Annotated in this window: 21 protein-coding genes; 12 read left to right on the top strand and 9 right to left on the bottom strand. The window is 43.6% G+C overall.

What is annotated here, in order from left to right; translation table 11 throughout:
• The first annotated feature begins 6 nt into the window (after positions 1-6).
• From PVA46_RS03955 to PVA46_RS03945, 3 genes are read left to right on the top strand one after another with little or no spacing between them, the layout of a single operon-like run.
• A complete protein-coding gene (locus PVA46_RS03955) occupies positions 7-1,515 on the top strand; it encodes a hypothetical protein (protein ID WP_167695460.1) in 1,509 nt (502 codons plus the stop codon).
• Positions 1,516-1,531: 16 nt separating this feature from the next.
• Positions 1,532-2,407, top strand: coding sequence for a patatin-like phospholipase family protein (locus tag PVA46_RS03950; protein WP_167695459.1), 876 nt, complete (start codon positions 1,532-1,534; stop codon positions 2,405-2,407).
• Between the two features lie 8 nt (positions 2,408-2,415).
• A complete protein-coding gene (locus PVA46_RS03945; protein ID WP_167695458.1) occupies positions 2,416-3,324 on the top strand; it encodes a patatin-like phospholipase family protein in 909 nt (302 codons plus the stop codon).
• A gap of 129 nt (positions 3,325-3,453) precedes the next feature.
• On the opposite strand, the gene PVA46_RS03940 is transcribed toward PVA46_RS03945, so the two are convergent.
• The 3 genes from PVA46_RS03940 to PVA46_RS03930 all read right to left on the bottom strand — a co-directional run bounded on the left by PVA46_RS03940 (position 3,454) and on the right by PVA46_RS03930 (position 6,033).
• Positions 3,454-4,272, bottom strand: coding sequence for a MetQ/NlpA family ABC transporter substrate-binding protein (locus PVA46_RS03940; RefSeq protein WP_167695457.1), 819 nt, complete (start codon positions 4,270-4,272; stop codon positions 3,454-3,456).
• 78 nt (positions 4,273-4,350) lie between these two features.
• Entirely contained in the window at positions 4,351-5,004 is a 654-nt protein-coding gene (locus PVA46_RS03935; protein ID WP_167695456.1) for a methionine ABC transporter permease, read from the bottom strand.
• A gap of 18 nt (positions 5,005-5,022) precedes the next feature.
• Positions 5,023-6,033, bottom strand: coding sequence for a methionine ABC transporter ATP-binding protein (locus PVA46_RS03930; protein WP_167695455.1), 1,011 nt, complete (start codon positions 6,031-6,033; stop codon positions 5,023-5,025).
• A 209-nt stretch (positions 6,034-6,242) separates the two neighbouring features.
• Here PVA46_RS03930 and PVA46_RS03925 point away from each other — a divergent pair, with 209 nt between their 5' ends.
• Complete coding sequence (locus PVA46_RS03925; protein ID WP_212603845.1) at positions 6,243-7,883, top strand: alpha-glucoside-specific PTS transporter subunit IIBC; 1,641 nt, start codon at positions 6,243-6,245, stop codon at positions 7,881-7,883.
• A 1-nt stretch (position 7,884) separates the two neighbouring features.
• On the opposite strand, the gene PVA46_RS03920 is transcribed toward PVA46_RS03925, so the two are convergent.
• Positions 7,885-8,493, bottom strand: coding sequence for a thymidine kinase (locus tag PVA46_RS03920; protein ID WP_167695454.1), 609 nt, complete (start codon positions 8,491-8,493; stop codon positions 7,885-7,887).
• A 121-nt stretch (positions 8,494-8,614) separates the two neighbouring features.
• Between PVA46_RS03920 and PVA46_RS03915 the strand changes: the two genes are divergently transcribed.
• Genes PVA46_RS03915 through radA form a run of 7 tightly spaced genes read left to right on the top strand, consistent with a single transcriptional unit; the run spans position 8,615 to position 14,496 of the window.
• Positions 8,615-9,472, top strand: coding sequence for a phosphate ABC transporter substrate-binding protein (locus PVA46_RS03915; protein WP_167695453.1), 858 nt, complete (start codon positions 8,615-8,617; stop codon positions 9,470-9,472).
• Positions 9,472-10,329, top strand: a complete 858-nt coding sequence (gene pstC, locus PVA46_RS03910) for a phosphate ABC transporter permease subunit PstC (protein ID WP_167695452.1) — start codon at positions 9,472-9,474, stop codon at positions 10,327-10,329. The genes PVA46_RS03915 and pstC overlap by 1 nt, the downstream gene beginning before the upstream one ends.
• Positions 10,326-11,129, top strand: coding sequence for a phosphate ABC transporter permease PstA (gene pstA, locus PVA46_RS03905; protein WP_167695451.1), 804 nt, complete (start codon positions 10,326-10,328; stop codon positions 11,127-11,129). The genes pstC and pstA overlap by 4 nt, the downstream gene beginning before the upstream one ends.
• Positions 11,122-11,871: a phosphate ABC transporter ATP-binding protein PstB gene (gene pstB / locus PVA46_RS03900; RefSeq protein WP_167695450.1), complete on the top strand. Its 750-nt coding sequence runs from the start codon at positions 11,122-11,124 to the stop codon at positions 11,869-11,871. The genes pstA and pstB overlap by 8 nt, the downstream gene beginning before the upstream one ends.
• Positions 11,872-11,883: 12 nt before the next feature.
• Entirely contained in the window at positions 11,884-12,564 is a 681-nt protein-coding gene (gene phoU / locus PVA46_RS03895; RefSeq protein WP_167695449.1) for a phosphate signaling complex protein PhoU, read from the top strand.
• Between the two features lie 6 nt (positions 12,565-12,570).
• On the top strand, positions 12,571-13,095 hold the full coding sequence (locus PVA46_RS03890; protein WP_167695448.1) for an NAD(P)H-dependent oxidoreductase: 525 nt from the start codon (positions 12,571-12,573) through the stop codon (positions 13,093-13,095).
• A gap of 15 nt (positions 13,096-13,110) precedes the next feature.
• Positions 13,111-14,496, top strand: coding sequence for a DNA repair protein RadA (gene radA, locus PVA46_RS03885; protein ID WP_167695447.1), 1,386 nt, complete (start codon positions 13,111-13,113; stop codon positions 14,494-14,496).
• On the opposite strand, the gene ruvA is transcribed toward radA, so the two are convergent.
• The 4 genes from ruvA to PVA46_RS03865 form a co-directional block, all read right to left on the bottom strand.
• Positions 14,480-15,061, bottom strand: coding sequence for a Holliday junction branch migration protein RuvA (ruvA, locus tag PVA46_RS03880; RefSeq protein WP_167695446.1), 582 nt, complete (start codon positions 15,059-15,061; stop codon positions 14,480-14,482). The two genes, radA and ruvA, sit on opposite strands and share 17 nt — an antisense overlap.
• A 12-nt stretch (positions 15,062-15,073) precedes the next feature.
• Positions 15,074-16,021 (bottom strand): calcium/sodium antiporter, encoded by a 948-nt coding sequence (locus PVA46_RS03875; protein ID WP_167695445.1) that lies wholly within the window; start codon positions 16,019-16,021, stop codon positions 15,074-15,076.
• Between the two features lie 28 nt (positions 16,022-16,049).
• A complete protein-coding gene (locus PVA46_RS03870) occupies positions 16,050-16,628 on the bottom strand; it encodes a hypothetical protein (protein WP_167695444.1) in 579 nt (192 codons plus the stop codon).
• An 80-nt stretch (positions 16,629-16,708) separates the two neighbouring features.
• Positions 16,709-17,422 carry an NAD-dependent protein deacylase gene (locus PVA46_RS03865; RefSeq protein ID WP_167695443.1) on the bottom strand — a complete coding sequence of 238 codons (714 nt, stop codon included), beginning with the start codon at positions 17,420-17,422 and terminating at the stop codon, positions 16,709-16,711.
• A 114-nt stretch (positions 17,423-17,536) separates the two neighbouring features.
• On the opposite strand from PVA46_RS03865, the gene PVA46_RS03860 reads away from it, so the two are divergent.
• A complete protein-coding gene (locus PVA46_RS03860; protein ID WP_167695442.1) occupies positions 17,537-18,880 on the top strand; it encodes a PTS transporter subunit EIIB in 1,344 nt (447 codons plus the stop codon).
• Between the two features lies 1 nt (position 18,881).
• Here PVA46_RS03860 and PVA46_RS03855 read toward each other — a convergent pair whose 3' ends face one another.
• Positions 18,882-19,460 carry a GNAT family N-acetyltransferase gene (locus PVA46_RS03855; RefSeq protein WP_167695441.1) on the bottom strand — a complete coding sequence of 193 codons (579 nt, stop codon included), beginning with the start codon at positions 19,458-19,460 and terminating at the stop codon, positions 18,882-18,884.
• Positions 19,461-19,472 lie beyond the last annotated feature (12 nt).

Here is a 19,472-nt window from a genome sequence, read left to right as displayed (position 1 = left end):
GACTTGGTGAAAAGCATATACATAGGTTTACTAAGCGGGTTATTGTGGCTACAGGCATTGCCCAGTTATGCACTATTTAAGATTGGTTTTATCGACATTTTTCCTACCGTTCGCGCAACTTCGCGTAATTTTACCGATGAGCCTATTGATCGCCTATTTTATACGCAATATCACCTCAATCCTAAGGCGGCGATTGTTGGGATTGACTATGAGATTTACGGGATTCATTTTTTTCTAGCACTTGATTTTATGAAGAATCTCGAAGCCGAGTTTGGTAATATGGCTTGGACGAATATCCCTATTGCCAAGAATCTTCCAGCTGCGGGGAGTAGCAATTTTCCCAGTGAAGGATTTATCGGCTATGAAAATAACCTGCTCTCCACAAGTGTTGGGCGACGACGCGCGCACCTAGGACCCGGCACGCACAGCCTGATGCTCTCCTCACAAACGCCTTATTTTGATGGCGTATGGTTGTCGTTTCATCCGGAAACTCGAGAAAACGAGCGCTTCATCTATACCTTTTTTCTGGCTGCTGATGATACGGCAGCGCTAAAACGACTTTGGGGAAGTTTTGATCCTTATGATAGTGATATCAATCAACCCAATCGCTATCGTCAGCGTACTAAGTTTCTGGCAGTACACCGCATTGGCTATCAATTTGAGCATATTCGCTTTGGTATTGCCGAGAGTTCGGTTATTTACGGTACGCCTCTTACTTTTTTTAACGTCAATCCGGCGATGTTCTGGCATAATACCTATGAGGTTGGGCTCAATGTAACCCTAGGTTTTGATGTGGAAGCCCTTGTTGGCGCAAAGAAGAATGTTCGTGTCTATGGCGAATTCTTGCTCGATGATGTCAAGACCGCGGTAGAAGAAGATGGTAATCCGCATGCCTTTGGCTTGAGCTTAGGTGTTGAGTGGCATTTGTTTGATAATGAGGAAATCTATCTTGGGGCAAATTTTGATTACGATCGTAATACGGTAAGGGAGAGGCGCGCCACTTTTACTCAATCTGGGTTGCGCTTAGGCTTTCAAGCAATATGGGCGACGCCCTATCTCTATAGCCGTGCAGATGATGACCCACTGGGCAAACTGACCTTTCACAACCAATTGCAATTGGGCGTAGGGCACTGGAGCGTCTTGGAGAATTATATCGGTTTTACCTACGGGCCAGATACAATCCTACTAGAACTTCAAGCCAACTATCTAAGCGAACGTTGGAAGATTGATGGCGCTTTTGGTATGCTCTTTTGGGGCAAGCACGGCAGTAGTAACAGTGGCTTTTTGCCTGCTTATCAGGGACCTATGCAGATTGGTGGACTTTTTGATCCACTAAATATAGGGAATAATCTCTTTAGTGGTTTGGAACGGCTTCTGTTGATTCCGAATGTGCGCGTATTTTATGCGATGAAGTCGTGGCTCTCGATATATGGTGGATTTTATTCTGAGTTAGACACCTTGAATTTTTCTCGATCGCGTGCTACACTAGAGAGCGGAGTTGCCATGCGTTTTTAAGTGAGGATGTAAATTCATGAAGCGACAAAAATTTAATAAACTTGGCATTGCCTTAGCTGGTGGTGGTGGACGAGGGGCTTATCAAGTGGGCGTATTTCGTGCCCTCTTAGAGCGTCAACTTTTTGATAAGGCGCAAATATTGGCAGGAACGTCGGTGGGTGCGTTGAATAGTGTCCTCTTTCTGCATCGAGATTTTCATTTGGCAAACTATATTTGGCGCTGTAAAATTGAGCAGGCAATCCTCTATTTAGATAAGGGGCGTTTTCGTCAACCATTGGAGAATTTTTGGGGCGATCAAGGTAGTGATAAATCACTTTTTGAGCAAATTAAAGGGCTTTTTCAGGAGAGTGGCTTTAAGGCAGGGATTTTTAGTCGAGAAGGATTAGTTAATATTTTACGCAACGAAATGGATCTATCGGTTGTAAAAAAAAGTCGCCAAAAAGTTTACGCTACAGCGACACGGGCGAGTAATAAGGTTGTAGAATTCTTTTCATTGAATACACTTAAACCCGATGAGTTGATTAATATTCTTTTGGCATCGAGTGCCTTGCCAGGTATTTTTTCGCGTGAGTATATTAATGGTAAGGAGTATTACGACGGGGGGATTCATCATAATGTGCCTATCGATATCCTTTATCAAGAGGGTTGCGATTTGATTTTGGTGGTGCATCTCTTTCGTACACGGGATAAAGTGGCGCATCATCTCTACCCGAATACGACGATTATTGAACTAACACCGGAATCTTCGCTGGGTGGAATGATGGGAGTGTTGGACTTTTCCTCTCGAAATGTGCACGATTTAATTGGGCGAGGATATACGGACAATATTGATATTTTATCGTCTATAAGTCATCGATTTTTGATTAAAAGTCGCCCAAAATTTTTTAGCTAGAGGTTAGCATGCAACAACGAACGTTTACAAAATTAGGCTTAGCCTTGGCAGGCGGTGGTGGTAAGGGTGCTTATCAGGTGGGAGTTTTTCGGGCACTTATCGAGAGCGGTCTCTTTTCTAAAGTGCAAGCTATATCGGGTACTTCGGTGGGTTCGCTCAACGCGGTGCTCTTTGCTCATAAGGATTTAGCGTTAGCACACTACCTATGGTTATCGGTTATTGAAAAGGAGATTATTCAATTTAATAGTAATAAGTGGAGTAAAGATCTTGCATATTGGAAGGGATTGTGGCAACGCTTTCAAAATGAGGAGCAGAGCTTAAATAGTTTTATCGACTTTATGAAGCGATCGCCTTTACCCTTGGGTATGTTTGATCGTGAGGGGCTCTTACATATTATGCGACAAGAGATCGATTGGTCGGTTTTAATAGAGAGTGGTATCGAGCTTTATGCTACAGCGACAAATGTATCGACCAAGTGTCAGGAGAATTTTATTCTCAATAACCTATCTGTAGCAAAAGTAGAGGATATTTTATTGGCATCTAGTGCTATTCCTGGGGTTTTTAGTCCAGTGCTTATCGACGGGTGTCAATATTATGATGGCGGTCTCTATCAAAATTTACCTATCGACATTCTTTACGAAGCAGGATGTGATCTGATTATTACGGTGCCGTTATTTCGTGCTATCGATAAGGTAAAAGATAAAAAGAAGTACCCTCGCGCTAAAATTATCGAACTAATGCCCGAGCAATCATTAGGAGGAATTAATGGTGTATTAGATTTCTCTCCTAAAAGTGTGCGTGCTTTTATGAAAGCGGGATACGATCAACATATTGAATTGCTTCATGCGATAAGCAAACTTTTTAGAGAAATTCCAAAAGAAAAGGACTCCAATCATGCTGGAACCCTTTTAAGGTAATCACGATACAAATGACAATCATGTTGATTGGCTAGAATTGTGGCATGCACACTCTTCTAACCAAACTATCGGAAGTAATCGAGCAAAGATGAGCATTTTTTTATCTTTAACTCGATTTTTTAAAATATCCTAGTTGTTAATAGGAATGACGGTTCCCTTATACGTGTTATTAATAAAGGTGCTCATCTCTTTTGAGGTGAGTGCACGAATCAGTGCTTGCATTTTAGGGGTATTTTGATTTTCCGCGAGCGCGGCAAGAATGTTGCTATACGGATTATTGAGGCCACTTTCGAGTAAAATTGCATCCTCTAGTGGATTAAGTTGTGCAGTAAGCGCAAAATTTCCATTAATAAGGATAAGCTTCGCCTCGTTATTTTTGTACATGCTTACCAAAAGTTCTGGCGCAACATCGTTACGGATAATAAACTGCTTTGCCATGGAGGTAATATCCTCTAAGCGTGCATTTTCTGAGGTAACATTAGGGTTAAGAGTGATAAGATTAGCCTCTTGTAATAGAAACAAGAGACGCCCTTGATCGCTTGGGGAGTTACTCATGATGATAAGATCACCATCAGAAAGTTGATCGAGCAGAGGCTTTCGCTTGTCGATACGCTGCGAGTAGAGCCCGATGGGTTCGATATGAATTTGCGCCACGGGAATAATCGCACTTTGATTTTCTCGGTTAAATTGATTTAAGAAGGGCTCATGCTGAAAGAAGTTAGCATCCGCTGATCGGGTCAATAATGCACGATTTGGGATATTGTAATCATTCACCTCTTCGATTTTGAGGGTATAACCCTCCTTCTTGAGCATCGGAATGGCTTGCTCCAAGATCACGGCATGCGGAACAGAGCTTGCAACCACTCGGATAACTTTTTCATTCTCTTTCTTCGGACAGCTAATCAATGCTAGCGATGCGAGGATAGCAAACAAAATATTACGTTTCATGTTTATATCTCCTTTCATGTAAAAATAGATAAATAATTAGATGTTTGTGTTATCTCTGTTTTTATACAAAGTTAGTTATTACTCTTTCTTTTTAAGAAATTTTACTACCATATCCCCTAAAAATTGTAAAGCAAAGACCAGTAAAATCATAAGTAACGTTGCTGTATACATTAATGGGAGATTATTTCGTAAAAATCCATGATTATAGGCAGTCGCACCTAATCCACCTGTGCCGATAACGGTAGCGGCGGCGATGAATCCCACCAAGGTTACCAGCGTGATGGTGAAGCCTGCGATGATTGCGGATCTTGCCTCTTGGATGAGAAGCCAGAGCATGCGCGCGCGCGCTAATCCCATCGCCTGCATCGCCTCGATAACACCTTTTGGCACGCCATCCAGAGCAAGATAGACAATGCGCGCAAAAAAGGGTACTACCGCCACAATAAGCGCCGGAAGTGCAGCTTTATACCCTAAAATTGTCCCCATGATATGGGCAGTTATCGGTAACATAATAATAAGAAGGATGACGAAAGGAATGGCGCGTAGAGTGTTGATGATCGCATTGAGGAAGATGAAGGCAGGGCGATGGTAGGCGATGCTTCGTTCTTGGCTGGCGAAGAGGATAATGCCCAAAATTGTCCCTAAAACTAAGGCAAATGCTCCCACAATACCGATGAGTAGGAGCGTTTCGCCAAGAGATTGAAATAAAATGCGCCAATGATTTGCACTCATGAAGATTTCCTTTTTCTGTTAAGATTTCTTTTCAAGAAAGCGTTGGTTTTCCAGTGCATGCACGAGAATGCCTTGCTCGCGCAGATAGGTTATTGCTTGCGATTGCTTATCGCCGATGATTTGTAGATAGAGATAGCCCAAGTGCTCTTCGCCAATCAATAAAACCTTAGCATGAATGATATTAACATCAACATGAAAGGTACGAATCATATGGCTTAGAATGGAATCTTCTTGCAAAATTTTCCCCACATAGATAAGCTGATAGACATTATCGTGCTCAATTTGCACGTCGTAAATAACCGCTTTGAGATAGGTTGCCGTTGTCGGATTATCGATGTGAAGGAAGAGATCGAGCGTGGAGGAGCGGTGGATGACTGCGCCTTCTTCCATTAAGATAACTTCTTGACATAGCGCCATAACCGCCTCAATTTGATGGGTAATAAAAACGATAGTAAGCTTGCGCTCTTGGTGAATGCGACGTAATAATTCGAGAATTTCCTTGGCGCTTTTAGGGTCGAGTGCGCTGGTTATTTCGTCGCATAGTAAATACTTGGGCTCGGTAATAAGTGCGCGCGCAATGCCAACGCGTTGTTTTTCTCCTCCTGAGAGCTGGCTAGGATAGCTATCGATTTTGTGTGGTAATCCTACTTCGTTTAAGACCTTGGTGATACGCTTTTGATGTTGATCTTTGGGTACGCCGACGGCTTGGAGTGCGATGGCGATATTTTGGTAGACGGTCTTTGTTGCAAAGAGGTTAAAGTGCTGAAAGATCATGCTCATTTGGTGACGAATGGGACGCAGTTGTGCATCTTTTAGTTGTTGAATCTCTTGCCCATCGATGAGAACTTTGCCTGAGGTTGGACGCACTAGACCATTAATTAGGCGTAAAAGCGTACTTTTGCCCGCACCGCTCTGCCCTAAAATGCCAGTGATCGAACCATCTGGGATGGAGAGAGAGACTTGGTTGAGCGCGAAAAATGGCTCTTTACGCTGGTCGTAACGTTTCGTTATTTGCTGAAATTCGATCATTTTTTGTCCTACGCACTTAGGTAAATATGAGTGATTATACATTATGTTAAGAAAGATGTCAAGCAAAAGGCAATTTTTTTTCAATAATTAGGCATTTTTTGATTTAATGATACTTTTTATGCAGTAGTGGAAAAATTTTGAGAAAAAAGATTGCGTTATCGCATAAGCCGATCTATAATGAATATAGAAAAGAGTAGGAGGTATTACTTATGAGTGGAGATAATGAGCAAAAACGAAGCACCGTTATCTTTGAAAAGGTACAGAAATTTGGTGCAGCGATGTTCGTCTCGGTTATGCTGTTCTTATTTGTGGGTATTTTACTGGCGGTTATTCAGTCTATCGGCTTTACGATTAAGCAGTTGGGGCTTGAGTCATCCATGGCTTGGTTGTTACAATTTTTGGGGATTTTGGAGAGTGGCGCGTGGGCGGTCTTTATCCACATGTCCATCCTCTTTGCGATGGGTATTCCCATCTCCATGGCGCAAAAAGCGCCGGCGCGTGCGGTTTTGGCAACATTTATCACATATTTAACATTTAACTATTTTGTTGGAGCGATTCTCACCACTTGGCCTGGTATTGCCCCAGCTGTCGACTTTACGCAAAACGTGGGTGGCACCTCTGGTTTAACGATGGTTGCTGGCATTAAGACGTTGGATATGAGCATTATTGGTGGCGTGATGGTTGGTTTTATCATGACGGCGATCCACAATAAATTTTACGACAAAAAGCTGCCCGACTATCTAGGCATCTTCCAAGGCGTGGCGCTAGTGGCAATGATTGGCTTCTTTGTGATGCTTCCATTAGCGTTTGCCGTTGTTTTGGTGTGGCCTGTGGTGCAGTCTGGTATTGCGGGTCTACAGGGCTTTTTGATGGGTGCGGGTAACTTAGGGGTATGGCTCTACACCTTCCTCGAGAAGATTTTGCTTCCGTTTGGATTGCATCACTTTATCTATGGTCCGTTTATCTATGGTCCTGCCGCCGTCGATGGTGGAATCAAGGCTTACTGGATTCAGCACATGACAGAATTTGCTAATAATCCATTACCGCTTAAAGAACAATTTACCGTAGGATTCTCTTTGCATGGTAATGGAAAGGTCTTTGGTTTGCCTGCCGCTGCCTTGGCGATGTATCATACGGCTAAACCAGAGAATCGTAAAGCGATGGCTGGTCTCTTGATTCCCGCGGCCTTAACCGCTTTTTTAACCGGAATCACCGAACCAATTGAGTTCACCTTCTTGTTTATCGCCCCAATGCTCTTTGTGGTGCATGCCTTCTTGAGCGCTACGGCTGCGATGACCATGTATATGGTAGGTGTGGTGGGAGACATGGGAGGTGGTGCGCTAGATATGCTCTCTACCTTCTGGTGGCCGATGCTAATGAGTGATTATCATAAAGGCATCGTCTTTACGCATATCGGCGTGGGATTAGTCTTTACGGTGATTTACTACTTTGTCTTTAGATTCATGATTTTACGCTTCGATTTACCCACACCCGGCAGAGGTGAGAGCGAGACCAAGCTCTACAAAAAGGCCGACTACAAAGAGAAGCAAGCCGTAGGCGGTCAAACTCAAGCCGTAGCGCATGAGCTTGCTGATGGAAAGGGAAGCTTCGCGCAACAAGCACGTGGTTATATGGAAGTACTTGGTGGTAAAGAGAATATCGAGACGGTAACCAACTGTATGACCCGTCTACGCGTGAAGGTTAGGGACGCCTCTAAAGCAGAGCAGAGTGTTGATGCCTTCAAGGCGGTGGGTGCTACCAGTGTGGTTATCAAGGGCGAGAGTTATCAAGTGATTATTGGGATGGACGTGCAGAATGTTCGCGATGAATTTGATAAATTGATGCAATAGCTTATTTGTCTTGTAGCTTAGAGATACATTGATAACAGAGAGCTTCATAGAGATCGCTGCCGCCTTCAATCTTGATGGCATCGTTCTTGGGGTGAAGCTCTTTTAAATGGCTAAATCCCGCCTTTACCTTATATCCACAGCGACTGCAATTGGCTTGATAGTGGGTAATTTTTGTGGCAATCGGTAAGAGGGCGCTGATGGTGGGCCATGCTGTTAGTTGATAGGTGCCATTGAGGCCAAAACAGTGAAACTCGCTCTGTGCATAGGGGTGATTGGCGGGCAGGTTGCTCAAGAGGAGCTGGAGCAAGGGCTCTCTGGCGAAGAAGTGCGTCTCGTCAATAAGCACGACATCAATTTTTTCTTCTGGATAATGCAAAGATTGGAGAAAATCCGCCGTTAATTGCGCATCCTCCAAATAGTGAATCGGCACGTTATCGGGAATATGCGTAACTTTTTGACTCTTCTGCGCATTGACCCTACCAGCCTCGCTCATCGGCGGCAGCCAAAGCTCTACCGTGTGTCCTACGGCAAGCGTTCGGCTTGCTAATTGGTTTAAATGCGAGGTTTTACCACTAAACATCGGGCCTAAATGAAGCTCTACATAATGCATAATCCATCCATCTCCTCAAAGAACAAAGTCAAAAATATTCTCTATTCTAGCCGAAAAAATCGCTTTTGCCTAGTGGCAGTAGCCCCTTGACAAAGTTAGAAAATGTGAGTACGATAAAGGCATGAACGATACGCTCAACCAGAGGATTTCTGTGGATAAAAAAGCGGTTTTTTTCTTGACTTTCCTAGCAATGTTGCTGATCTTCAGTAGTTGTCGTCGTCCTGCTTCAAGCTCGGTAAACATCATTGGATCCACCACGGTTACTCCGCTTATGGAGCGCCTTGTTGCTGTCTATGAAGAAGACAAGGAGCATCGCTTTGACATTCAATCCTTAGGCTCGACCATGGGCGTAAACTCGGTACGAGATGGTCATACCCCCATCGGCATGAGTTCCCGATCACTCACCGATGAGGAACGCACCAAGGGGGTCATCGCCCATCAAATTGCGATTGAAGCGCTTGCCGTTGCCGTAAATTACGATAATCCAATCGACTCTCTCTCTCATCAACAAATCCATGACATTTTTAGCGGAAAAATTACCAATTGGAATCAAGTCGGTGGCTTCGATCGTCCGATTGTCGTCATCTCTCGTGAGGCGGGATCTGGCGCGCGCGCCACTTTTGAGGCGCTACTCAAACTTCAAGAGAATAAAGAGAGCTTGATCGATAGCATCAAACTTCTCATTATTGGCGATGGAACAGGGCAGGTGCGTGCCAATGTTGCCAGCAAGATTGAGGGTATCGGCTATATGAGTGTTGCCGTGGTAGATGGGCAACGTGTCAAGGCAATTCGTATTGATGGATATGCCCCCACCATGGAGAATATTCAGCAGGGATTATATCTTTTAAGCGAACCACTTTATCTGCTGACGCGTGCGGATTCTCCAAGAGAAATCACGCAATTTTTAGAGTGGATTTTATCGCCTGCAGGGCAAGCGGTGGTTGTGGAATTCGGGGCTGTACCGGTGAGGATGCCATAATGTTTAAATATCTAGAACCGATTATTGAGTTTACCTTTAAGCTTGTAGCAGGTCTTATTTTTCTGCTTTTACTAGCTATTATTTATGCCATGATGAGCGAGGGGATTCCTGCCATTAGAGCGATTGGCTTATGGAATTTTCTTTCGGGAACGAAGTGGCAGCCTAGTAATCAAGTTTTTGGCATCTTTCCTATGATTATCTCCAGTTTAGGGGTTACCCTTGGTGCCATTCTGCTGGGAGTTCCGACCGGACTGTTGGTGGCTATCTTTATTAATGAAATTTTACCTCGGCGATTTCGTATTTACCTGATCTCTTTGGTCAACTTAATGGCGGCGATTCCTAGTGTTGTCTATGGATTTTGGGGCGTTGCGGTGATAGTTCCTCAAGTTGCTAAGATTCAACTACCGGGCAATAGTATGTTGGCGGCCATCTTGGTGGTCTCTTTGATGATTGTTCCCACCATGGTCTCGATGAGTTTGAGTGGCTTACGCAGTGTATCTTCTGACGAAAAAGCAGCCAGTTTAGCCTTGGGCGAAGGACGTATGCTTACGGTATGGCGTGTCTGTTTACCACGTATTAGATCCACATTGCAGGCAGCTGTTATCTTAGCATTTGGACGTGCCATTGGTGAAGCAACGGCAGTCGTCTTGGTTGCTGGAAATGCGGTACAGATACCCACCTCTCTCTTTGATTCAGTGCGTACGCTTACCGCCAATACGGTTATGGAGATGGGATATGCAACGGGCTTGCATCGGCAGGCACTTATGGCAACGGGTATGACGTTATTTCTCTTTATTATCCTTGTCAATTTATTGTTATCTTGGTTTATGCGCGAAAAACGAGGAGCTAAATCATGAGCACATGGGGTCGAAAAGTTAAGGTTGGTACGCTCTATGGCTTGGTTGTTCTGGCCTTAGTTATCGTTATTGGATCTCTTGGTTTGATCTTTTTTGATATTATTTTTAATGGTATCAAAAGCATCAATGCAACTTTCTTGAAAGGCGTTATTCCTATCCTCATGAACACGTTGCAGTTGGTCTTTTTTAGTTTGCTCTTTAGTGTCCCTATCGCCTTGATGGCAGTGCTTTATCTTGTCGAGTATGCTAAGTCTGAGGGGTTTGTGCGTATTATACGCTTTGCTTCGGGGATTTTGGCGGGAGTCCCCTCGATTATCTACGGGCTTGTTGGTATGGGGCTTTTTGTCCGGGTGATGGGATTTGGCCTATCCCTTTATGCCGGCTCATTAACGGTAGCGCTTCTTATCTTACCCATGCTCATTCGGATGTTTGAGGATGCCATTAAAGCCGTGCCTTCTACCTATAAGAGTGCTGCGTTAAGTTTGGGCGCTAGTCAATTGCGAGCGCTTTTCACTGTAGTTCTCCCAGCTTCGCGCACTTCATTATTAAGTGCGATTATGCTTGCTCTTGGGCGAGTCGTTGGCGAGACGGCGGCGCTCATTTTAACATTGGGTACGGCAAATGCGGTTATCAAGGGAATTTGGGACTCAGGGCGTACATTGAGCATCAATATGTTTGTTCTTGCCAAAGAGTCAGTCTCTCTAAGTGAGGCTTATGCTAGTGCCTTGGTCTTGCTTTTGGCAGTCTTTCTTATCAACACGTTAGCGAACCTATTAACGGGAGGCAAAGAGCATGCCTGATATTATATCGACGGATTTTAATCTCTTTTATGGCGACTTTCAGGCATTAAAAGGGATCAATATGACCTTAAAAGAGAAGCAATTGACGGCTTTTATCGGACCTTCTGGATGTGGAAAGTCAACATTTTTACGCTCGATCAATCGAATGAATGATCTTATCGAAAACGTGCGTGTTACAGGGACGTTGGAGCTAGGTGATCTCAATATTTTGGAGACGACTAAACTCTCTCTCTTGCGTAAGCGGGTGGGAATGGTCTTTCAAAAACCCAATCCTTTTGCTACTTCGATATATAATAATGTCGCCTACGGCCCGCGAACACACGGGACTAAACAGCGATCTATTTTAGATGATATTGTAGAGCAGAGTTTGAAAAGCGCAGCGCTTTGGGATGAACTTAAAGACAACTTACATAAAAGTGCCCTCTCCCTTTCTGGTGGACAGCAACAACGTTTATGTATCGCTCGCTCTCTTGCGGTGGATCCAGAGGTGTTATTATTGGACGAGCCAACTAGCGCGCTTGATCCTGTCTCTACCGCAAAAATCGAAGAATTACTGGAAGATATTAAGAGCAAACATACTATCGTGATGGTAACGCATAATATGCAACAGGCTGCGCGTATTTCTGATAGGGTAGCTTTTTTTCTCAGTGGTGAACTTATTGAAATGGGCGATACATATCAAATTTTTTCCCAACCGCAAAAGGAGAAGACCAGCGATTATATTACCGGACGATTCGGTTAAAAGGAGAATGACATGCGAAAAAGTTTTATGCGTACATTAAAGGTACTTAATGAGGAAATTAGTAAAATGGCGATGCTCGCCAGCAAGGCGCTAGCACAAGCGATGCAAGCACTCGATGCGCGCGATCTTGCTATCGCAAAGCAAGTGGAAGAAGACGATGAAGCGGTAGATCAATTACAGCTTGTGATTGATAAACACTGTTTAGAGGCATTAATTCGCCAACAACCATTGGCTAAAGATATGCGCTTGGTTCTTGCTACGCTTAAAATGACGGGTGAGTTGGAGCGAATTGGCGATCAGGCGGCGGATATTGCGCATTTGGTGGAGCGAATTATTATGCGAGAATATCAGCATTATAGAATTGATACGCTTCGTAAAATGTATGACATTGCGGTGCAAATGTTGGCGACTTTGCAACATCTCTTTTCTCATCAAAGCGAAGAACTTAGCGACCAAATTGATCGCCTTGATGATCAAATGGATGAGCTATATCGTCAAGCAAGACAAGAACTTAAGGCGATTATGCGTGAAAATGCACAGTATGTGGATGAAGGGGTAACCTATTTGTCGATAGCTAAATATTTTGAAAAAATTGGCGATCATATTACAAATGCATCAGAATGGATTGAGTATGTACGTACGGGGCGATTCGCCAAAGAGCGTCGTGCTTTGGACGATCATTTAGAGGAGTAATTTTTTATGTTACATAATACATTAGTTGTTTTTGGGCATCCAGATTGGCAATCATCGCAGGTGAGTAAAGCGTGGTTTGACCAAATTCAAGCTCACCTTCCACAAGTTAAGTTGCATGTCTTAGATCATGCACACCAGAATGGTCAATTTGATATTGCACAAGAACGTGCTCTTGTGCAGAGTGCGGATAAAATCATCTTGATCTATCCTGTATATTGGTTTGATACACCGTGGCTAATGCAAAAGTGGCTGGAGGATGTATTTACGCGAGATTTTTACTTTGAGCAAAAAGCCATGATTAATAAAGAGTTATGTATCGCAATCTCTTTTGGTGGTAATCACGAGATGTATTCTCTTGGTGGTTTAAATCTTTATCCCATAGAATTTTATCTTTTAAAAATACAGGGATTTGCCCATAAATGTGGGATGCGTTATACTGGACATTATGCCCTAGATAGCGCTCGCTTAGCTAATATCAAGGAGAGGATTGTTGAGACTCAAGATCAATTTTTGTCATGGATTAAAAGTTAAATTTATTTAAATCATATGGCAAAAAGAGAAAAAATACACTTTAAATGTCGATCCTGTGGATATGTACAACTCAAATGGAGCGGGCGCTGTCCTGAATGCGAAGCTTGGAATACCTTGGAAGAGAGTGAAGCGGATACCTCTTTAAAAACGATGGTCTCTCAAGAGAAATTTACGAATCGTATTATCGACTTAATTGATGTCCAAATTGGGCAGACGGCACGTCTTAGCTCTGGATTTAAAGAGGTTGATCAAGTTTTGGGTGGCGGTATCGTTACGGGATCGGCGATGCTCTTGGGGGGTGAACCGGGAATTGGAAAGAGTACGCTTTTGTTGCAGATAGCCTATCACTTTCGGGGGCAGGGCGCGACACTCTATATTAGTGGTGAGGAATCTGCCAGTCAAGTAAAGATGCGGGCGGTAAGGCTGGGGGTGGATCACTCTATGCATATTTATGCAGGTTCTGATTTGGCTGGCGTGCTTCATACTATTAAATCTCTTGCGCCAAAACTCGTTATTATTGATAGTGTTCAGACTCTTTATGATGTAGAGATTGGTCTAACACCAGGTACAGTCAATCAAGTAAAACGTTCGGTTCATGAGATTGTAAGTTATATTAAAATACATGATATTGCCCTTTTTTTAGTGGCGCATGTTACCAAGGATGGTTCGATTGCTGGCCCCAAAGTGATTGAGCATTTAGTCGATACGGTACTTTATTTTGAATCTGGCGAGCAGGATTTGCGCTTATTACGTGCGGTTAAAAATCGTTTTGGTGCAGTGGATGAATTAGGAATTTTTCAGATGACGCAGGTGGGGCTTACCGAAATGAGCATACACTTTTATCAGCAATTCGCCGCGAAGGAGAGTGTGGTGGGCAGTATTATGGTCTCTCTTTTAGAGGGATCAAGAATTTTTATTCATGAAATTCAATCCCTTATCACACCTGCTAAAGGAAATTTCTCGCGTATTTATAGTGAACACATTGATCCTCAACGAGTGGCTCGTATAAGTGCGATTTTAGAAAAGTACCTTAACATAACTTTTTCTGACTATGATATTTATATGAATGTCTCCGGTGGGGTTAAATTGCAAGAACCTACGATTGATTTAGCTATTGCCCTTTCGCTCTACTCCGCAAGATTGAATATTTTACTTCCACATACGTTGGTGGCTTGTGGTGAGTTATCGCTTTCTGGATCGGTGCGCTGGGCATCGCAGTTGAGCAAGCGCGTTCGGGTGAGCGAAGAGTTGGGGTTTACTCATTTTGCCGGAGCGACACTTTTAGCATTACCACTTTCCCATACGTTGGAGGAATTTTCCGATCGTCAACACTCTTTGCGCGATCTTATGCGAGATATCGCGATGTTAGGCAGTCAAAATACGCTTAACTCAATAGGGTAATCGCCTTGCGTAGAATTTCTGCTTCACTGGCGCTTTCTCCGAGATCTTTTCTTACCGAAGACAAAATTTCACTGGCAGATTTTTTATCAAATCCCATACCAACAAGGGGTTGTAATAATTCGTCGTAGGTTATTTTTCCACCAGAATTTTCGCCACTTTCCGCGGATAAATCAAGTTTACCTTTAAGGGCGAGCATCACTTTTTGTGCTGTTTTTGTTCCCAACCCAGGGGCTTTTGCTAATAGTTTGACGTCCGGGGCATTGAGCGCTTCTCGAAAGGCTTTGGGAGTAAAAAAAGTTAAAATTTTGAGTGCTGCTTTAGGGCCAACTCCGTCAACTTTGATGAGTTGAAAAAAAATTTCACGCTCCATAAGTTCTTTAAAACCAAAGAGTTGCATGCTATCTTCCTTGTGGTGAAGATAGGTATAAATTTTTACCTCATCCCCAATTTTGAGCTGACTGAGGGATTGTCCACTCATGGAGAGTTGCCATTCAATCGCGCCCATTTGTAACGATGCACTTTCACCATCTAGGGCGGTGATCTGTCCTGTAATACTTTGTATCATATCTATCCAATCTTAAACTTTTTTAAATAGTAATAAGAGGTATAGAAGGTAGCCTAAGAGAAAAATTGTACCTTCTAGTCGGTTAATACGGTGTTCTTTTTTTCGAGAGATAGAGAAAAGGAGGAGAAAGATGCTAAAAGCAATCATCACAGGAATATCGCGATAGATAATCTCTCTATCAATACGGTAAATAGGCGATATCATACCCGCAACACCCACGACGACTAAAGTATTAAAGATGTTAGATCCAATGATGTTACCCAAAGCCATATCGTGTTGACGTTTGATGGAAGCCATGACCGTGGATGCTAATTCGGGTAAAGATGTACCAAGAGAGACAATGGTAAGTCCAATGACGAGATCACTTACCCCTAAATCTTTAGCCAATAGACTGGCTGCGGAGACAAAATATTTGGCACTTATAACCAGTGTGATGAGTCCACCAATAAGATAAAGAACAGTTCGCCATGAAGGTAAAAGATGTGCAGGTTTCTCTTCATGCATATGAGTTTGACTCTTTTTACTCTGTAATAACGTGTAACTCATATACAGGAGGAAAATCAGCAGTAAGATACCAGCTTCCATTCGGGTGAGTGTGCCATTAGCCATAAAGAAAAAGCTCAAGGCGGAGATACCCAGCAGAATGGGCATTTCGATAAAAAGCGTGGTACGATGAACTAAAATAGGACTAATCAGTGCGGCCAGACCCAAAATAATGCCAATATTTACGATGTTAGATCCATAGGCATTGCCTAGCGCAATTCCCGAGGAGCCATCGACGGCAGCAAAAATGGAGACAATGATTTCTGGGGCGGAGGTGCCAAAGCCAATAATAATGACCCCTACAAGAAGCGAAGACATGCCTAAACGTTTGGCGAGAGCAACAGCGCCATCTATAAAAAAATTTGCTCCAAGAAAGAGGAAAATCAGGGTAGCAATAATAATGAGTATTTGCGTCATCACGGTAGTCAATTCTCCTGAAATAGCGTTATATTTGCATCATTTTGTAGGGATTATAGGGCTCTTGATGGGGATTAGGTAGCTTGAGCGTCGCCCGAAAGGGTGAGTAGATGGTGTTGCGTGCAACAAGATAGAGAATTTCATCAAGATAAATATTAATGGTCGCATGAATTTGCATCGCTTCGTAAGGTTGTAGCGTATCCTTCCAGTAACGATCAAAAATATGATAGCGATAGTGCGTGATATGCTCTTGATGATCCACTGTATAGATATCAAGCCACTCGAGTGTACGCTGACTGATACCAATAAAGAATGCTTCACCGTTGCGTAAGTGATCAATCATTCCCGCAATGAAGAAGTAATTTTTATCTTCTTGTTGGACTGTCTTAGCCAGTTGCGGATAGAGACGAGGAAAACGTAGCTCTTGAATGGGAGAAAATGCCGTAAGATTTCGCGGGTTAGTAAAGGTAAAGTGATAGCGCTTCTTTATTTTATTTAGCTTAAGATTAATGCGATAGCTAGAGAATAACGGCACAATGCTTTGCGCGCGCAATCTCTTTTGTTTACGCAGAGATAGCCAGCTTCCTTTATAGCGATACGACTTCATATACTCTATAGTGTACACATTTTTAAAAAATTTTCTAGTGGAAAGAGCAAAAGATTTGGAGAAAGATGCATTTTTTTGTGTTATAAACGTAAAGACGAGAAGACGTTCCCTAGGGTGTCGGTGATGGTGATGGCCGAGGATGCGTGAGGAACTCTATCTTTATTTATGATAAATAAATTTTTTCCTTGGTGATAATGGAGGAGTCCGGCAGCAGGATAGACCGTAAGTGAAGTGCCACCCACGATAAGGAGATCGGCTTGAGTGATGGCTTGGATGGCGGATTCTAGCACGGTTTCGTTGAGCGACTCTTCATATAATATCACATCGGGCTTGATGATGCCGCCACAATGACAGTGAGGCACGCCTTGGCTATTTAGAATAGCGTCGATGGGGTAGAATTCTTGGCACTGCATACAGTGGTTGCGGTGGACAGAGCCATGAAGTTCGTGGACTTTTTTGTTGCCAGCTAGTTGATGTAAGCCGTCGATATTTTGGGTAACGATGGCTTGAAGTTTGCCCATTGCTTCCAGTTTGGCTAAAAAGGTGTGCGTAATATTGGGCTTTGCATCGAGATAGAGCATCTTTTCTCGATAAAATTGATAGAAAATTTCGGGCTGTTGCATAAAAAAGGTGTGGCTAAGAATCGTTTCAGGGGAGTGGGCATAATGTTGATGGTATAAACCATCGACACTGCGAAAATCAGGAATGCCACTCTCGGTAGAGACGCCTGCGCCGCCGAAAAAAAGGATGGACGAGGCTTCATTCATTGCAAGTTGTAGTTGCTCAATCGACATAAAAAACTCCATTACATGACAATATACAAAAAAAGCGTGCTAAGCATCTATACAAAAATCGATGATTATCTTATAATACTCTATATCGTAAAAAGAGAAAAGAGGGTAGCGAAGATGGATTACGAAATTTTAGCACAAGAGATCCTAAAAGCGTTGGGTGGCGAAGAGAATTTAACGAGCGCGACCCACTGCATGACACGCTTGCGGATGAAAGTGAGAGCGAACGATGTGGTGGGTTGGCAAGAGCTAGAAGCAATTTCGGGGGTGATGAGCGTGGTAAAACAAGCCGATGGCGAGATTCATCTGATTGTGGGCGCAGGACACGCGCAAAAAACCCATACCGCGCTACAGAGTATGCTCAAGAGTACATCGACATCGCCCGAGACCCTCGCGCCAAAAGCTAATGGCGCTTTGGCTGCTATCCAGAGAGACTTAAATAAGATGCTTAAAAAGTTGCACGCCATCTTCATTCCACTGCTACCCATGATGACCCTGTTTGGGATGCTCCACTTTATCACACTACTCTTGCCTGCTTCTATGCTGGAGAGCGCTCCCATGCCGTGGAGTATTTTCCCTTTTCTTTTTTCTACGTTAATGATATTGGGCGTTGCTTTTTATTCCAGTCAAGAGCTAGGCGCACATCCGTTGATGGGTTTTGGCTTATTGGTCTTAATTCTCTTTCTTGTTGACCCTCCAACTGATAGAGCCTTTTTGGGTAATATCTTAATATTAACCTTATTCGGATCGTACTTTATGGCCAAGTTAGGACACTTAGTACGTAAATTTGTGCCAAATGTACTGGATTTACTTCTAAGTAATTTGATTACGCTTTTGATTACTTTACAGGTCGTATTTATTCTTCAACCGTTCGCACTGGGGGGCACGCTTGGTATGAACTGGGTGATCTCTTTTCTTTTTTACGATGCACACTTCATGATTCGTGCTGTGGTGGGTTATCTCTTTGTCGCAACGTTTCTCTGGTTAGTGCGTCGTGGGATACATCATCTCTTTGTGCTCTTTTATGCGATGGAATTTCTTGCCCGTGAGGGGCAAGTCTCGCTCTTTCCCATCTTAGCGATGGCCGGAGCAGGACAGGTGGGCATGGCGATGGCGATCTGGGTTAAGGCGCGGACGACGGGCAATGTGGGGTTGGTTAATCATGTGAAAAAAGCATTACCCATGGCAATGCTCGGCATGGGCGAACCGCTCACCTATAATGTAACGCAACCCACGCCACGCGCATTGCTCTTATCGGGCTTGGGCGCGGGTATCGGCGGAGCATGGATTGCGGTGATGCAGGTAAAAATGGTAGCGTGGGGGGCATCGGGTTGGTTGGGAATCTTCTTATTACGCGATCTCTCGATGATTCGACTCTATGCTATTGGCGTGTTATTCGCTTATGTAGGAGCGTTTATTTTAGGTGTTATCTTTATCAAGCGATGGATGGTGCGCCCCTAGTTTAGAAAGATTCCACAAAAGAGTCAAAGCGATCGGCGTAGGTGCGATAGACGGGCATATCTTCTTGCAGGTTATATTGATAGAGGCGAAAGACGACCTCTTGTTGCTTAATGGGTAGATGCTCTTGATAGCTATAGTGATAGCGCATACCCAGCTTCTGCATCACGCGTCCACTCGCTGGATTGAGGATATCATGCGTTGCGGTAAGAAAGGGCAGAGGGGTCGTTTTGAGGTGCGCTAATAATGCCAAGCCAGCCTCTACAAGATAGCCTTGTCGCCAAAAATCTTGCCGAAGTGCATAGCCCAAGTCGTTGCTATCGCCAAGATTACTCACCTTAATAAAGCCCAACCACGCATTATCGGTACGTCTGACCAGTGCATAGTAATAGGCATCCTGTTGTTGATAGTGCCTAAAAATCACCTCGTGCAGATACTCCTTTGTGGCTTGCATCGATGCGAAAGGATATTGCGGGAGAAAGTGCATCACCGCGGGGTCGCTGTAGAGAGCAAACATGCTGGGTAAATCTTCTTCTAAGAAGGGGCGTAAATGTAAACGTGTTGTCAAGAGATCGGGCATCATGCTTATATGATA

It is taken from the genome of Entomospira culicis (genome assembly GCF_028748145.1).
In the GTDB taxonomy this organism is placed as follows: domain Bacteria; phylum Spirochaetota; class Spirochaetia; order WRBN01; family WRBN01; genus Entomospira; species Entomospira culicis.
Note: the sequence above shows the minus strand (reverse complement) of the source record. Positions and strands in the feature narration are given on the sequence as shown.

What these genes read in the sequence shown, in the direction of transcription:
- ruvA (WP_167695446.1), bottom strand. Translation starts at nt 15,061, where the DNA reads ATGATACAAAGTATTACAGGACAGATCACCGCCCTAGATGGTGAAAGT.
- pstA (WP_167695451.1), top strand. Translation starts at nt 10,326, where the DNA reads ATGAGCACATGGGGTCGAAAAGTTAAGGTTGGTACGCTCTATGGCTTG.
- PVA46_RS03950 (WP_167695459.1), top strand. Translation starts at nt 1,532, where the DNA reads ATGAAGCGACAAAAATTTAATAAACTTGGCATTGCCTTAGCTGGTGGT.
- PVA46_RS03870 (WP_167695444.1), bottom strand. Translation starts at nt 16,628, where the DNA reads ATGAAGTCGTATCGCTATAAAGGAAGCTGGCTATCTCTGCGTAAACAA.
- PVA46_RS03875 (WP_167695445.1), bottom strand. Translation starts at nt 16,021, where the DNA reads ATGACGCAAATACTCATTATTATTGCTACCCTGATTTTCCTCTTTCTT.
- radA (WP_167695447.1), top strand. Translation starts at nt 13,111, where the DNA reads ATGGCAAAAAGAGAAAAAATACACTTTAAATGTCGATCCTGTGGATAT.
- PVA46_RS03935 (WP_167695456.1), bottom strand. Translation starts at nt 5,004, where the DNA reads ATGAGTGCAAATCATTGGCGCATTTTATTTCAATCTCTTGGCGAAACG.
- PVA46_RS03920 (WP_167695454.1), bottom strand. Translation starts at nt 8,493, where the DNA reads ATGCATTATGTAGAGCTTCATTTAGGCCCGATGTTTAGTGGTAAAACC.
- PVA46_RS03925 (WP_212603845.1), top strand. Translation starts at nt 6,243, where the DNA reads ATGAGTGGAGATAATGAGCAAAAACGAAGCACCGTTATCTTTGAAAAG.
- PVA46_RS03890 (WP_167695448.1), top strand. Translation starts at nt 12,571, where the DNA reads ATGTTACATAATACATTAGTTGTTTTTGGGCATCCAGATTGGCAATCA.
- PVA46_RS03940 (WP_167695457.1), bottom strand. Translation starts at nt 4,272, where the DNA reads ATGAAACGTAATATTTTGTTTGCTATCCTCGCATCGCTAGCATTGATT.
- PVA46_RS03915 (WP_167695453.1), top strand. Translation starts at nt 8,615, where the DNA reads ATGAACGATACGCTCAACCAGAGGATTTCTGTGGATAAAAAAGCGGTT.
- PVA46_RS03860 (WP_167695442.1), top strand. Translation starts at nt 17,537, where the DNA reads ATGGATTACGAAATTTTAGCACAAGAGATCCTAAAAGCGTTGGGTGGC.
- pstC (WP_167695452.1), top strand. Translation starts at nt 9,472, where the DNA reads ATGTTTAAATATCTAGAACCGATTATTGAGTTTACCTTTAAGCTTGTA.
- PVA46_RS03865 (WP_167695443.1), bottom strand. Translation starts at nt 17,422, where the DNA reads ATGTCGATTGAGCAACTACAACTTGCAATGAATGAAGCCTCGTCCATC.
- pstB (WP_167695450.1), top strand. Translation starts at nt 11,122, where the DNA reads ATGCCTGATATTATATCGACGGATTTTAATCTCTTTTATGGCGACTTT.
- phoU (WP_167695449.1), top strand. Translation starts at nt 11,884, where the DNA reads ATGCGAAAAAGTTTTATGCGTACATTAAAGGTACTTAATGAGGAAATT.
- PVA46_RS03930 (WP_167695455.1), bottom strand. Translation starts at nt 6,033, where the DNA reads ATGATCGAATTTCAGCAAATAACGAAACGTTACGACCAGCGTAAAGAG.
- PVA46_RS03945 (WP_167695458.1), top strand. Translation starts at nt 2,416, where the DNA reads ATGCAACAACGAACGTTTACAAAATTAGGCTTAGCCTTGGCAGGCGGT.
- PVA46_RS03855 (WP_167695441.1), bottom strand. Translation starts at nt 19,460, where the DNA reads ATGATGCCCGATCTCTTGACAACACGTTTACATTTACGCCCCTTCTTA.